We start from the raw sequence: 13,757 nt of genomic DNA on the forward strand, positions 1-13,757 counted from the left end.
TCCCTCATCTGTTGCAGAGCATTGAGCAACGATGCTTTAAGCGTCTTCATTCTGTACTTTACCTAAACACCTAGAGTTGCGGACATATTACACAATAGGGCCTAAACCTATACTATTCATTGATCTATTTTTACGCATTTGCCACTTTAATAAAATCCACAACTGCGGCTTCACTCAAAAGCGGAGAGTCCGGCCAGTATTTACTGCATTACGTGCGTCAATTGCTGTACCCATACGGTTCTGCGAATAGATAACTTTCATATCCCCCCCATCCATGGAACACCAAAGTAACGATCAGCATATCCGAGGTTCACTCAACCCAGCCTTACGTAACCCGCTACTATTGGTGGTCATTTTGGTGGTCTTGACAGAAAGTGGATTCAGGTTTAGCTTGAATATTAGCCAGTTACTGGCAAAGGCGATCCCAGTCAGAGTAGCCAAATTTGAAAAGCCTGCTTTTAGAGCAGGCTTTTTGCTTTTCTGGGGCAGGTAAAATTGCCCTCAGTTGCCGAGCTTAACCGGCATCCCTGACCGACGTTCCAGTTCCGCGCCCGCCCCCTCGTTGACAAGCTCGGTTCGCAGCGAGGCAGATATCGGCAAAGGCACTTTCCGGGTCGATTCAAATTCAGCCCGGTTCCGTGATAGCGGTTCATGCACCTCTACCCAGCGGCTGCCGTCCGGCTCTGTCGTCACTTTAACGGGCTGATCGATAAGCTGTACACGGGTGCCTACCGGGACGTTATCGAAAAGATATTTAATGTCGTTATTGCGCAGACGAATACAACCCTGGCTCACCCGCAGTCCGATGCCAAAATTGGAGTTTGTCCCGTGAATGGCATACAGCCTGCCAATATAAATCGCATACAGTCCCATTGGGTTATCGGGCCCAGCGGGCACGAATGCAGGCAGCGTTTTCCCCTCTGCCGCATAGGCACGGCGCGTATTCGGCGTAGGAGACCAGGTGGGGCCTTCCTGCTTACGTTCTACCGCTGTGACCCAGTTTCGCGGGGTTTCGCGCCCGGCCTGACCAATGCCGATGGGTAACACTTCAACAGTGTTGCTTCCCGGTGGGTAATAGTAGAGGCGCATTTCTGCCGCATTAACGATAATTCCCTCGCGGACGGTGTCAGGCAAAATCAGCTGCTGGGGTATCACCAGTTGCGTACCGGATTTAGGCAAAAAAGGATCCACGCCCGGGTTCGCTTCCAGCATATTGCTCAGACCCTGCCCGTATTGCGCGGCAAACGCTTCGAGCGGTAGCGTATTGTGCTCCGGCACGGTAATGGTTTGCGAAGTGCCCACCAGCCGACTGCCTGTCGGCGGTAAAGGATAACTTACCGCCTGAACGCTCTGGCTGATAAGTAATGCAGCAAGACAACTCAACACATTTATACGACACATATTCCCTTCCTCAGTCGCACCTTGATTTGCTAAGCATAGCGTAGCCGCTTTGCATTACCCATCAGGAAATAAAATCAGTTTGCACACGCGCCCTGGCGCGGTAGTCTCATACGTTCCGTTTATATGACGGTGGCTATGTGAGTGACCTTTTTTATACCAATAATTAGAAATACGTGCAGACAGGACAACTATGGACTCCACTCTCACCTCCACACATCCCAACGAGGAGACACCTTCGCTCAATCGTGCCCGCCGCGCAGCCCTCGGCAGCTTCGCGGGTGCCGTCGTCGACTGGTATGATTTTCTGCTTTACGGCATTACTGCCGCGCTGGTGTTTAACCGCGAATTCTTCCCCCAGATTAGCCCGGCAATGGGTACGCTCGCCGCGTTTGCTACCTTTGGCGTCGGCTTCCTGTTTCGTCCACTGGGCGGAGTGATCTTCGGCCACTTCGGTGACCGTCTCGGTCGCAAACGCATGCTGATGCTCACCGTCTGGATGATGGGCATCGCCACCGCGCTGATTGGCGTTCTCCCTTCATTTTCCACCATTGGCTGGTGGGCGCCGGTGCTGCTGGTTACGCTGCGCGCCATTCAGGGCTTCGCGGTAGGCGGAGAATGGGGTGGCGCGGCGCTGTTATCCGTTGAGAGTGCCCCGAAGAACAAGAAAGCGTTTTACAGCAGCGGCGTGCAGGTGGGCTATGGCGTAGGTCTGCTGCTCTCCACCGGACTGGTGTCGCTGATGAGCCACTTCACCACCGATGAACAATTCCTGAGCTGGGGCTGGCGCATTCCGTTTATCTTCAGCATCGTGCTGGTTGTCGCTGCCCTGTGGATCCGCAACGGCATGGAAGAATCTGCTGAGTTCGAACAACAGCGGCAAGAACCGCCCGTTGCCAGAAAACGGCTGCCGGTGATGGAGGCGCTTGTCCGGCATCCTGGCGCTTTTCTGAAAATTATCGCCCTGCGCCTGTGCGAACTGCTGACGATGTATATCGTGACCGCGTTTGCCCTCAATTATTCAACGCAAAATCTCGGTCTGCCCCGCGAGCTGTTCCTGAACATTGGCCTGCTGGTCGGCGGGATCAGCTGCCTGACTATCCCCTGCTTCGCCTGGCTGGCGGACAGGTTTGGTCGCCGTCGCGTCTATATCACCGGGGCGCTAATTGGCACCCTCAGCGCCTGGCCGTTCTTCATGGCGCTGGAGGCACAGTCGATCTTCTGGATTGTCTTCTTTGCCATCATGCTCGCTAACATCGCCCACGATATGGTGGTCTGCGTGCAGCAGCCCATGTTTACCGAACTGTTCGGGGCGAGCTATCGCTACAGCGGCGCGGGCGTAGGCTATCAGGTGGCAAGCGTGGTCGGCGGCGGGTTTACGCCATTTATTGCCGCCGCGCTGGTGACCTTCTCCGGGGGCAACTGGCACAGTGTGGCACTTTATCTGCTGGCCGGTTGCCTGCTGTCAGCGGCGACGGCGTTATTGATGAAAGAGACGAGCCACACCTGATCTCACTTTTGTTTCACAGGCGTGTGACATACTATCGGGTAGAGTCGCACACCTGTGGAACAAGGAGACAGAGATGAATAATAAGGGCTCCAGCCTGACCCCGGCTCAGGCACTGGAAAAACTCGATGCACTGTATGAACAGTCCGTCAACGCGCTGCGCAGCGCCATCAGTGAGTATATCGAAACAGGGAAACTCCCCGACGAAAAGGCCAGAAGTAAGGGCCTTTTTGTTTATCCATCGCTTTCCGTCACCTGGGACGGCAGCGCGACTAACACACCGAAAACGCGCGCCTACGCACGCTTTACCCACTCCGGCTGCTACAGCACCACCGTCACCCGCCCTGCACTGTTCCGCCCTTATCTTGAAGAGCAACTCACGCTGTTGTATCAGGATTACGGCGCGCACATTGCCGTTGAACCCTCACAGCATGAGATCCCGTATCCGTATGTGATTGACGGTTCGGCATTAACCCTTGACCGCTCCATGAGCGCGGGGCTGACGCGCCATTTCCCGACCACCGAGCTGTCGCAGATTGGCGATGAGACGGCGGATGGGATCTACCACCCGGCAGAATTTTCACCGCTGTCGCACTTTGATGCCCGCCGCGTGGATTTCTCTCTGGCGCGCCTGCGTCACTACACCGGGACGCCCGTCGACCATTTCCAGCCCTTTGTACTGTTTACCAACTACACCCGCTATGTCGACGAGTTTGTCCGTTGGGGCTGTAGCCAGATCCTCGACCCGGATAGCCCTTACATCGCGCTGTCCTGCGCCGGCGGGATCTGGATCACCGCGGAAACCGAGGCACCCGAGCAGGCCATCTCCGACCTGGCGTGGAAAAAACACCAGATGCCTGCCTGGCACCTGATCACCGCTGACGGCCAGGGGATCACCTTAATTAACATCGGGGTTGGTCCGTCAAATGCCAAAACCATCTGCGACCATCTGGCGGTATTGCGCCCGGACGTGTGGCTGATGATTGGACACTGCGGCGGCCTGCGTGAAAGCCAGCTGATTGGCGACTACGTGCTGGCCCACGCCTATCTGCGTGATGACCATGTGCTTGACGCTGTGCTTCCACCGGATATTCCTATCCCGAGCATCGCCGAAGTGCAGCGTGCGCTGTATGACGCCACCAAAGAGGTGAGCGGTATGCCGGGTGAAGAGGTTAAACAGCGTCTGCGTACCGGTACGGTAGTGACGACGGATGACCGCAACTGGGAACTGCGTTACTCCGCCTCCGCGCTGCGTTTCAACCTCAGCCGTGCCGTCGCGATTGATATGGAAAGCGCCACCATCGCCGCACAGGGATATCGCTTCCGCGTCCCTTACGGCACGCTGCTGTGCGTCTCCGACAAACCGCTGCACGGCGAAATTAAGCTTCCGGGTCAGGCCAACCGTTTCTATGAAGGGGCAATCTCCGAACATCTGCAAATCGGCATTCGCGCCATTGATTTGCTGCGTGCGGAAGGTGACAGGCTGCATTCCCGTAAATTACGTACCTTCAACGAGCCGCCATTCCGCTAACCAGAACAAGGAATAACCATGCACACCCCATCACGCTTATCGGCCCTGCGCCGATGGCTACAGGAAAACAATCTTGATGGCATGATCGTGCCGCGCGCGGATGCCTGGCAGAGTGAGTATTGCGCGCCGTACGATGAAAAGCTGGCCTGGCTGACGGGCTTTGATGGCTCCGCAGGTCTGGCGCTGATACTGAAAAACACAGCCTTGCTGTTTGTCGATGGCCGCTATCAGGTTCAGGCTCGCCTTCAGGTCAATATGGATGAAATTGAAATCCACCATTTGCACAATGAACCGCTGGCCGAATGGCTCACAGCCAACGTCGGGGCCGGCATGCGTATTGGGTTTGAAGCACTGCTAATGACCAATACGGAGTTCGGGCAGCTGTCTGCAACACCCTGTGAACTGGTTCCGCTCAGTCAGTCGCCGTTTGATACCTTATGGCACGATCGCCCTGCCGCGCCGGCGGGACGTATTCGAGAAATGCCGGTGGAGGTCAGTGGCGAAAGCAGCCTCGCCAAACGCCAGCGCGTTGCCGCCGTGCTGGCCGCACACGATGCCGATTATCTGGCCGTGACTCTGCCAGATAACATTGCCTGGCTGTTGAACGTGCGTGGCGCCGACATTCCATCCAGTCCTGTTCCCCTCTCCTTTGCCCTTCTTGATCGTGACGGTAGCGTGGAGTGGTTTGTTAACGACAATAAGCTCAGCGAGCTACCCGAGAGCGTGAGAAACGCGTTCAGGATTGCGCCACAGGATGCCTTTATCGAACGCTGCCAGCGCCTGTCACAAGGCAAGCGGGTGATGCTTGATGCCGATTCCGCACCGGTCGCCCTGCGCTTTGCCATTGAGCCAGAGGGCGAAATAGTCTGGCGAACCGATCCCATCACTCTGATGAAAGCCACTAAAAACCCGGTCGAACTTACCGGGTATCGCGAGTGTCATCACCAGGACGGTGCTGCCTGGGTGAATTTCCTGGCCTGGCTAAGCCGTGAAGTCCCCCTGCGTGAGGCGGCGGGAAAACCGCTGACGGAGCTGGAAGCGCAGGCGCAGCAGCTTGCGTTCCGTAAACAGCAGCCTGGATTTATTGAGCAAAGTTTTGCCACCATCTCCGCCTCCTCCAGTAATGCGGCGATGTGCCACTATCACTCAAGCGAAGCCAGCAATAAGCCCATCGGTCATCATCATTTTTACCTTAATGATTCCGGCGGTCAGTACCATAACGGCACCACTGACGCCACGCGTACGCTGGCATGGGGTAGCGTGCCGCCACAGCAGAAGTTGCACTACACCGCCGTACTGAGAGGGTTCCTGTCGTTGATAACCTTACAGTTCCCCTCCGGCAGCCAGGGCCATCAGCTCGATGCCTTCGCGCGTCGCCCGTTGTGGGAAATGGGGCTGGATTACGATCACGGGACAGGGCATGGCGTAGGACATCAGTTGCTTATCCATGAGAACCCGCATCGTCTCGCCAAAAAGGTTAACCCGTGGCCCCTGGTGGCCGGCACCATCATGACTATCGAGCCTGGATATTATCTGGCGGACAGCCATGGGATCCGCATTGAAAACCAGGTGGAGATTGTCGAAAGCCGTCCGGGATTCTGCACGTTTTCCTCACTGACGCTGATCCCGATCGACCTGAGCCAGGTCGAGTTACAGCTGTTGAACGAACAGGAAAAACAGTGGCTGGATGATTATCATCAGCAGGTGCGTGAGGCCCTGTTACCGTTGGTCGACAGCGACGCGCGGCAATGGTTGCTTGAGGCGACGATGCCGGTTGGGGTTAACCACTAGAACTATCAGGTGGATGCCGGGCGGCGGTTTCGCCTGACCCGGCTGTAAGCCCGTCGCATCAGACCTTTTCAGAACGCAGAAAAGCAAAAAGCCTGCTCTAAAAGCAGGCTTTTTAAATTTGGCTCCTCTGACTGGACTCGAACCAGTGACATACGGATTAACAGTCCGCCGTTCTACCGACTGAACTACAGAGGAATCGTGTGAACGGGGCGCATATTATCGATGCTCCCCGATGATGTCAAAGGCAGAATGCATATTTCTGACTGTTTGCCGAATTATTCTCCACTTCGCGCATTTGTCAGGCATTCTGTTGATTCTGTGGTCGTTGGTTCCTGTTTTATTCGCGGGTATTTCCAGAGCCAGCGCCCACTGACCATACGCCAGTAGAACAACGCCCCACGCACCGCCCAGTCAAGGAACATCCCCAGCCAGACGCCGACTACCCCCATGCCAAGCATGACCCCGAGCGTGTAACCCACCACCACACGGCAACCCCACATGCCGAGCATCGACACCCACATCGCGAAGCGTGCATCGCGTGCCCCTTTCAGCCCGGCAGGCAGAACCCATGAAGCCGCCCAGATGGGCATAAAGGCCGCGTTCAGCCAGATCAGGATCTTAACGACCTCTTTGACATCATCTTCGTGGGTATAAAAAGAGGCCATAAGCCCGGCAAAGGGGGCGCTTCCCCAGGCGATCAACGTCAGGCCAATGGTTGACAGCCAGAAGACGTGCCGCAACTGCCGTTCCGCCTGCCCTATCTGCCCTTTTCCCAGCCGTTTACCAGTGATGATGGTCGACGCCGAACCGAGGGCGTTGCCCGGCAGGTTTATCAGGGAGGCGATGGAGAAGGCAATAAAGTTACCGGCGATAACGTCAGTCCCCATCCCGGCGACAAACATTTGCGTCAACAGCTTGCCCCCGTTAAACAACACGGATTCAATACTGGCGGGAATACCAATTCCCATCACTTCCCAGATAATGGCGAAGTTAAAGGGGCGGAAATAGCTCTTCAGCGTAAGGCGCAGTGACGGCGTGATCCCCGCCATCAGCACCCCGAGAATGGCGGCCGCGCCGATATAACGTGAAATCGTTAACCCCAGCCCGGCACCCACGAACCCGAGCCCGTCCCAGGAGAAGACGCCGTAGATCAGCACGCTGCTGATAATGATATTCAGGATGTTCATCCCGCCGTTTATCAGCAACGGAATTTTGGTGTTGCCCGCCCCGCGCAGCGCGCCGCTGCCAATCAGCGCGATGGCTGCAGCCGGATAACTCAGGACCGTCATTTCCAGGTAGGTCAGCGCCAGGTCTTTAACTTCATTTGTGGCCTCACCGGCGACAAAATCGATAATTTCCCTGCCGAAATAGTGGATCACCGCCGCCAGCACGATCGAGAAAATGGTCATGATCATCAGCGACTGTCGGGCAGCCTCGCGCGCACGTTTAGGATCGAGCTTGCCGAGGCTAAAGGCGACGACAACCGTCGTCCCGAGGTCAATGGCAGCAAAGAACGAAATAACCACCATGTTAAAGCTGTCCGCCAGCCCGACACCGGCCATCGCCTCTTTACCCAGCCAGCTGACCAGGAAGGTACTCAGCACCCCCATCAACAGAACGCAGGTGTTTTCCAGGAAAATAGGCACGGCAAGGGGGGTGATTTCACGCCAGAACAGAACACGATAGCTTTTACGCTTTGCATACCATGGCGTGCGCATAATCGCCTGGCGTAGGGGGGCAGTGACGTTCAAAATGGACCTTAACGAGAAAGTTGAAACTCCATTTCAAATGATGGGGGAGAAATGCTAAACCTGCAAAGTATTTTCCATAAAAAGATGTGTGGATTTACAACAAACTGTCGACAGAATCATCAATCGATCGCTAATCGCTAAGATCAGGTTTGACAAAACTTTTTTCGCCGCTAAGATAAGCCTCCACAACGATTCCTCTGTAGTTCAGTCGGTAGAACGGCGGACTGTTAATCCGTATGTCACTGGTTCGAGTCCAGTCAGAGGAGCCAAATTTAAAAAGCCTGCTTTTATAGCAGGCTTTTTGCTTTGCTGGTGAGGGAAAATGAACGCTCTGTTTGTCTACGGCACGCTACGCCCGGGTCACGCGAATGCACATATTCTTGAAAACATCGGTGGCGAATGGCAGGCCGGTTTTGTCACCGGGACGTTTTACGAACGTGGCTGGGGCGCGGCGGCAGATTTTCCGGGGATAGTGCTGCATCCGGACGGCCCACGCGTGGAGGGCTTTCTGTTTATCTCTGATAGCCTGAGTGCACACTGGCCAATGCTGGACGAATTTGAAGACGGCTACGATCGGGTTGAGGTCAATGTGACCACGCCGCATGGAAAACAGGTCAACGCCTGGATTTATCAGCTACAGCCGCGTACTGCGTAATAAAAAAGGCTCTCTGTCACCAGAGAGCCTTTTTTGTATTCATCGGCGATTACTCGCTTTTGGCTTCACCGTTTTTGATTTCGCCCATTACTTTCAGTTTCTTGGAGATATCACGGCGTTCTTTAGACAGCTCAGCATTTTTGATGATGTAGTCATCAACGCGGTCTTCGTAGTCGCTCTTCATGCTGGCGATGATGCCCTGAATAGCCTCAACGCTCATGCCTGGCTTGATGTAGTCGCTCAGGTTATCGAGCAGCAGGACACGTTTCTGGTTGTCACGGATCTTCTTCTCAACGTCCTGGATTTCACGCTGCAGTTTGTTTTTGCGGCGGAACAGGCGGACGAATTCCAGAACATCCTGGAACGAAGGCTTGGTAGTTTCCATTTTTACACCCCTGATAATGTGAGATTCGGATTCGTTAAAGCAACCGTTGTAACAATAACCTTACTGACAGCGGCTGCGAATGACAATGAGTATATCGTTTAAAGCTATCATAACCCCAATTGATGCTGAATCGAAGCAGCAGGCGTCACATATGGAGATAGCTGCTCTTTATTTGCGCAGCGCCCGGCAAATGAGATGCGACAGTAGCTCCAGCTGCCGCGCCAGCTCCATACTCAGCCAGACATAACCATGAATAGGCGTTTCCGCGACGTTATCGCTCTGACGCTCATTCATTAACTGCTTCAGCTCCGCAACGATCTCATTCAGACGTTCACTGTTCGCCAGGATGGGCTGCGGGTTACCTTCATAAAGCGCGTGGGCGATGGTCAACAGCGTTTGCTGCGTCATCTGCTGCGTCTCTTTTAAGGTATGGGCGTTGAGCATTAAAAGGTGGCTGGGACGAGAAGCCCAGTGCGCGTTGATTTGCAGTTCAAGCATGCATACCAGATTGCGGCTTACCGTCTGAATGGCTTCAAAAATGGATTTCTGGATATGGGTTTCTTTGCTGGCCGGGGTAATCAGCCCGCGCATCCTGACCACATCGTTGAGGATCGTTTGCAGATGTTTTTCCAGCCGGGGGCGCTCAACCAGGTTAGGGGAAAATCCAGCCTGATAGACGCGGTTGAACGCGGTGACATAGTTAGCCATCTGAATACGCCAGTGCAGAAAAGCACGCTGTGGCCAGATGCCGGTAAAAAGCATAGCCAGCAGTGAGCCGAGGATCACGTCCCCGCTTCGCCACAGGGCGGTCGTCATATCTCCTGCCGGTGCACCGACCACCACCGACAGCGTGATACCAATCAGCAGCGCCTGATAGGGCCTTTTGCCTAAAGCCAGCCAGCCGCAAAGGAACATCGCGGCACCGCACCAGATCAACATAACCGGAAACGAGATAAGCTCAAGCTTCAGCGCGATAAGCCCCAGGGCAGAGCCTAAAACGGTACCGCCAATGCGCTCGAAGGCGCGTGGAACAACGTTCCCCCAGAACGAAATAGGCCCCATCACGACCACCAGCGTGATAAGCGGCCATGTTCCCTCAGGAACATCCAGCAAACGAACCAGCACAAACGTCAACACAAAGGCCAGCGCGATACGGCACCCATGTACCACGCGGTAGTGTTTGTACAGACGAATTTCAAAAGGGGTTAATGATTTGTCGGGACGCACACCCGCTCTCCAGCTACACGGCAAATCACAATTGTACTGTGTTTTCAGCCGGGCGGATCACACCCGGCTGAAAAACCCTGTAATAACCAGGCTTAACCCGCTTTGTGCTCTACACCAATATACATTTCGATGTCCCAGTAACCGTCCGCGTTACCATCATTAAGGTAGCGCTCGAAACAGGGTTTAGGGGCCATCTGGTAGCTGTTGTCCTGCAAGAGGGAATTAAAGAACTGGTTCCATGGGGTCGCGAAGTCATGGTTTTCAACGCGCGCCGCCGCCACCGCATACTCTCCAGCGGCGATTTCCGTCATCATGACGCCTTCGCTGTTTTCAGGAATGACAAAATCGTCCGGGACCGTTACGGCCGTGTCACAGCGCAATTTTTCTGCCGGGACCTCGTCCGGATTATCGTAGTAAACCGCAACCCACTCCAGCGGCTGAATGTGACGGCCATCCACCCACATGACTAACTGTTCGAAGCCCTGTTTTACCGTTTTGTCCCACGGCCCGACCAGATGAAAGCCGGCGATTTTACGTTTCTGTTGCTGCTTGATGCTGTAGTCCATGCTGCCTCCTTTTATTACTGTATATTTATACACTATAAAGCAGGTTTTAACTGTTCAGCAAACGAGGAGTGTTTATTATGTGAGCAGACTCGCAACCGCGCCAGTCTGCTCATGTGCTTTAACGCAGGCCGTTACAGCGTGTGATGCAGATAATCGCTCAGACGGGAGAAGAGGCCGCCTTTATTCACCGCTTCGAGCGTCACCAGAGGCCAGTGCGCCACGACTTTGTCACGGTCGTAAAGCTGGAGCTGATGAGCCGCAATCGGCGCTTCCAGCTCTTTTTTATCCAGCACGTACTTGGCTTTGATGTTAGGAACTTCTGTTTTAGGCAAGGCCAGCCAGAAATCCTGGTCGGTGCCCAGTTCCACCTGCTCTTTATCGCCGTACCAGATACGCTCTGTTCCCACTTTTTTGCCGTTATGCAGGATCTGCACCGTATCAAAGTTCTGCTGCCCCCAGTGCAGCAGCTTCCGGGCCTGTTCCTCACGCCCTTTCGGGCTGTCAGCGCCCATCACCACCGCGATTAAACGACGCTGACCGTCAACCGCTGACGCAATCAGGTTAAAGCCCGCTCCCGACGTGTGCCCCGTTTTCAGGCCATCAACGTTCATGGTTTTATCCCACAGCAGGCCGTTACGGTTTTGTTGGGTGATCCCGTTCCAGGTAAGGCTCTTTTCGCTGTACATGTGGTAAAACTCTGGCTCGCCGTGAATGATAGCCCGGGAGAGCACGGCCAGGTCATAGGCAGAGCTGTGCTGGCCCGGCGCGTCCAGACCGTGGACGGTTTCAAAGTGGGTATCGCGCAGATTCAGCTTTTGTACATAGTCGTTCATCATCTTCACAAACTGCGGCTGCCCCCCCGCTACGTGATCCGCCAGCGCCACGCAGGCGTCGTTACCGGAATCCACAATCAGACCACGGCTCAGGTCGCGCACCGAGACGCGATCGCCCTCTTTCAGGAACATCAGCGACGATCCTTCAAACACCGGGTTCCCTTTTGCCCACGCGTCGCGGCCAACGGTAACGATGTCATCCGGGGTAATGCGGTGGCTGTCGATGGCCCGATCGACAACGTAGCCCGTCATCAGCTTGGTAAGGCTCGCCGGATTACGTTGTTGATGTTCGTTGCCCGCCGTTAAGATCTGACCAGTCGTGTAATCCATTAGCACCCAGGAGCCCGCCTGAATGGCCGGAGGCTGCGGCGAAAAATCCAGCGGATCGGCCGCGAAGGCAGAAGAGACACTCGAAGCGAGTAAAGAAACAGCAATAAACAGACGGCGTTTCAACGGTATATCCTCAGGTCATTAAAAATCGATGACCTTTTTACGGGAGTTCTGTTGTCGTTACCTGGCTTAATTGCAAAAAAATGTGACAGAAAGCAGATTTTACGCTGAAGCGGCCTCGCAAATTTGCACGGTGAGGGCGCTTTTTATTCGGACTGACCTGCACGATCGTTTACCATAGAGACGTCATTTTTTAACAGGATGGTATTACTGGTGTCTGATTCAGCCGCGCGCCCTACATTTTTGTTCCACGACTACGAAACCTTTGGCACCCACCCGGCGCTGGATAGACCGGCACAGTTTGCGGCCATCCGTACCGACGATGAATTCAACATCATTGGCGAACCTGAGGTCTTTTACTGTAAGCCGGCCGATGACTACCTGCCCCAGCCCGGCGCGGTAATGGTCACCGGGATCACCCCACAGGAAGCCCGGGACAAAGGCGTGAACGAGGCCGCATTCGCCCGGCGCATTCACGACCTCTTCACCGTCCCGAATACCTGTGTGGTCGGTTACAACAACATCCGTTTCGATGACGAAGTGACGCGCAATATCTTCTACCGCAACTTCTACGATCCTTATGCCTGGAGCTGGCAGAACCGCAACTCGCGCTGGGATTTGCTCGACATTATGCGTGCCTGCTATGCGCTGCGCCCGGAAGGCATCAACTGGCCTGAGAATGATGAAGGGCTGCCGAGCTTCAGACTGGAACACCTGACGCGCGCGAACGGTATTGAGCACAGCAATGCCCACGATGCGATGGCCGATGTCTACGCCACCATTGCTATGGCAAAGCTGGTGAAAACCGCTCAGCCACGGCTGTTTGACTATCTGCTGAGCCACCGCAGCAAGCAGAAACTCACCACGCTGATTGATGTGCCGCAGATGAAACCGCTGGTACATATCTCCGGTATGTTTGGCGCCTGGCGCGGCAATACCAGTTGGGTCGCTCCGCTGGCCTGGCATCCGGATAACCGTAATGCCGTGATTATGGTGGATTTAGCCGGTGATATTGCACCGCTGCTCGAGCTCGACAGCGATACGCTGCGCGAACGGCTCTATACCCCAAAAGATGAACTCGGCGATCTGCCCGCGGTCCCGGTCAAACTGGTCCATATCAATAAATGCCCGGTCCTGGCCCAGGCCAATACGCTGCGCGCGGAGGATGCCGACAGGCTGGGGATTAACCGTCAGCGTTGCCTGGATAACCTCAAGGTGCTGCGTGAAAACCCGCAGGTGCGTGAGAAAGTGGTGGCGATCTTTGCCGAAGCCGAACCCTTTGTTCCGTCCGACAACGTCGATGCGCAGCTGTACAACGGCTTTTTCAGCGACGCAGACCGTGCGGCAATGAATATTGTTCTGCAAACCGAACCGCGTAACTTACCCGCGCTGGATATTACCTTCGCGGATGCACGTATCGAAAAACTGATGTTTAATTACCGCGCGCGCAACTATCCTGGCACGCTGGATGAAACCGAACAGGCGCGCTGGCTTCAGCATCGTCGTCATGTGTTTACACCGGAGTTTCTGCAGAGCTACGCGCAGGATCTGGAGATGCTGTATAGCCAGTATGAAGGAAATGCTGAAAAGCAGGCGCTGTTAAAAGCGCTGTATCAGTATGCGCAGGAAATCGTCTGACAGATTTTGGGCGAAAAAAAACCGG

Annotated in this window: 12 protein-coding genes and 2 tRNA genes; 7 read left to right on the top strand and 7 right to left on the bottom strand. The window is 54.9% G+C overall.

Annotated features, from left to right (window positions below; translation table 11 throughout):
- The first annotated feature begins 274 nt into the window (after positions 1 to 274).
- The gene (locus AM379_RS23555; RefSeq protein ID WP_106504317.1) at positions 275 to 493 is read left to right on the top strand and encodes a hypothetical protein; all 219 of its coding nucleotides are present in this window, start codon (positions 275 to 277) and stop codon (positions 491 to 493) included.
- A gap of 8 nt (positions 494 to 501) precedes the next feature.
- Here the strand turns inward: AM379_RS23555 and ldtA are convergent, their stop codons facing one another.
- The gene (gene ldtA / locus AM379_RS23560; protein WP_106504318.1) at positions 502 to 1,401 is read right to left on the bottom strand and encodes a L,D-transpeptidase; all 900 of its coding nucleotides are present in this window, start codon (positions 1,399 to 1,401) and stop codon (positions 502 to 504) included.
- Between the two features lie 190 nt (positions 1,402 to 1,591).
- Here ldtA and shiA point away from each other — a divergent pair, with 190 nt between their 5' ends.
- The 3 genes from shiA to AM379_RS23575 all read left to right on the top strand — a co-directional run bounded on the left by shiA (position 1,592) and on the right by AM379_RS23575 (position 6,227).
- Complete coding sequence (gene shiA / locus AM379_RS23565) at positions 1,592 to 2,908, top strand: shikimate transporter (RefSeq protein WP_032680659.1); 1,317 nt, start codon at positions 1,592 to 1,594, stop codon at positions 2,906 to 2,908.
- 73 nt (positions 2,909 to 2,981) lie between these two features.
- Positions 2,982 to 4,436: an AMP nucleosidase gene (locus AM379_RS23570; protein ID WP_014170778.1), complete on the top strand. Its 1,455-nt coding sequence runs from the start codon at positions 2,982 to 2,984 to the stop codon at positions 4,434 to 4,436.
- Positions 4,437 to 4,454: 18 nt separating this feature from the next.
- Positions 4,455 to 6,227, top strand: coding sequence for an aminopeptidase P family protein (locus AM379_RS23575; protein WP_106504319.1), 1,773 nt, complete (start codon positions 4,455 to 4,457; stop codon positions 6,225 to 6,227).
- A 119-nt stretch (positions 6,228 to 6,346) separates the two neighbouring features.
- Here AM379_RS23575 and AM379_RS23580 read toward each other — a convergent pair.
- A tRNA-Asn gene (locus AM379_RS23580) sits at positions 6,347 to 6,422 on the bottom strand.
- A gap of 80 nt (positions 6,423 to 6,502) precedes the next feature.
- Positions 6,503 to 7,981: a multidrug efflux MATE transporter EmmdR gene (gene emmdR / locus AM379_RS23585; RefSeq protein ID WP_425462589.1), complete on the bottom strand. Its 1,479-nt coding sequence runs from the start codon at positions 7,979 to 7,981 to the stop codon at positions 6,503 to 6,505.
- A gap of 190 nt (positions 7,982 to 8,171) precedes the next feature.
- Here emmdR and AM379_RS23590 point away from each other — a divergent pair.
- Both AM379_RS23590 and AM379_RS23595 read left to right on the top strand, forming a co-directional pair.
- Positions 8,172 to 8,247, top strand: a tRNA-Asn gene (locus tag AM379_RS23590).
- Positions 8,248 to 8,300: 53 nt separating this feature from the next.
- Complete coding sequence (locus AM379_RS23595) at positions 8,301 to 8,633, top strand: gamma-glutamylcyclotransferase family protein (RefSeq protein WP_063858300.1); 333 nt, start codon at positions 8,301 to 8,303, stop codon at positions 8,631 to 8,633.
- A gap of 49 nt (positions 8,634 to 8,682) precedes the next feature.
- On the opposite strand, the gene AM379_RS23600 is transcribed toward AM379_RS23595, so the two are convergent.
- From AM379_RS23600 to dacD, 4 genes are all read right to left on the bottom strand, one after another.
- Positions 8,683 to 9,018, bottom strand: coding sequence for a DUF496 family protein (locus AM379_RS23600; RefSeq protein ID WP_008499467.1), 336 nt, complete (start codon positions 9,016 to 9,018; stop codon positions 8,683 to 8,685).
- A 168-nt stretch (positions 9,019 to 9,186) separates the two neighbouring features.
- Positions 9,187 to 10,245: an FUSC family protein gene (locus AM379_RS23605; RefSeq protein ID WP_020883296.1), complete on the bottom strand. Its 1,059-nt coding sequence runs from the start codon at positions 10,243 to 10,245 to the stop codon at positions 9,187 to 9,189.
- A gap of 92 nt (positions 10,246 to 10,337) precedes the next feature.
- Complete coding sequence (gene sbmC / locus AM379_RS23610; protein ID WP_059305514.1) at positions 10,338 to 10,811, bottom strand: DNA gyrase inhibitor SbmC; 474 nt, start codon at positions 10,809 to 10,811, stop codon at positions 10,338 to 10,340.
- A 131-nt stretch (positions 10,812 to 10,942) separates the two neighbouring features.
- Positions 10,943 to 12,097, bottom strand: coding sequence for a serine-type D-Ala-D-Ala carboxypeptidase DacD (gene dacD / locus AM379_RS23615; protein WP_106504320.1), 1,155 nt, complete (start codon positions 12,095 to 12,097; stop codon positions 10,943 to 10,945).
- 198 nt (positions 12,098 to 12,295) lie between these two features.
- Between dacD and sbcB the strand changes: the two genes are divergently transcribed.
- Entirely contained in the window at positions 12,296 to 13,732 is a 1,437-nt protein-coding gene (gene sbcB, locus AM379_RS23620) for an exodeoxyribonuclease I (protein WP_425592153.1), read from the top strand.
- Positions 13,733 to 13,757 lie beyond the last annotated feature (25 nt).

The sequence above is a fragment of the Enterobacter cloacae complex sp. FDA-CDC-AR_0132 genome, assembly GCF_003010695.1.
Taxonomy (GTDB): Bacteria; Pseudomonadota; Gammaproteobacteria; order Enterobacterales; family Enterobacteriaceae; genus Enterobacter; species Enterobacter ludwigii.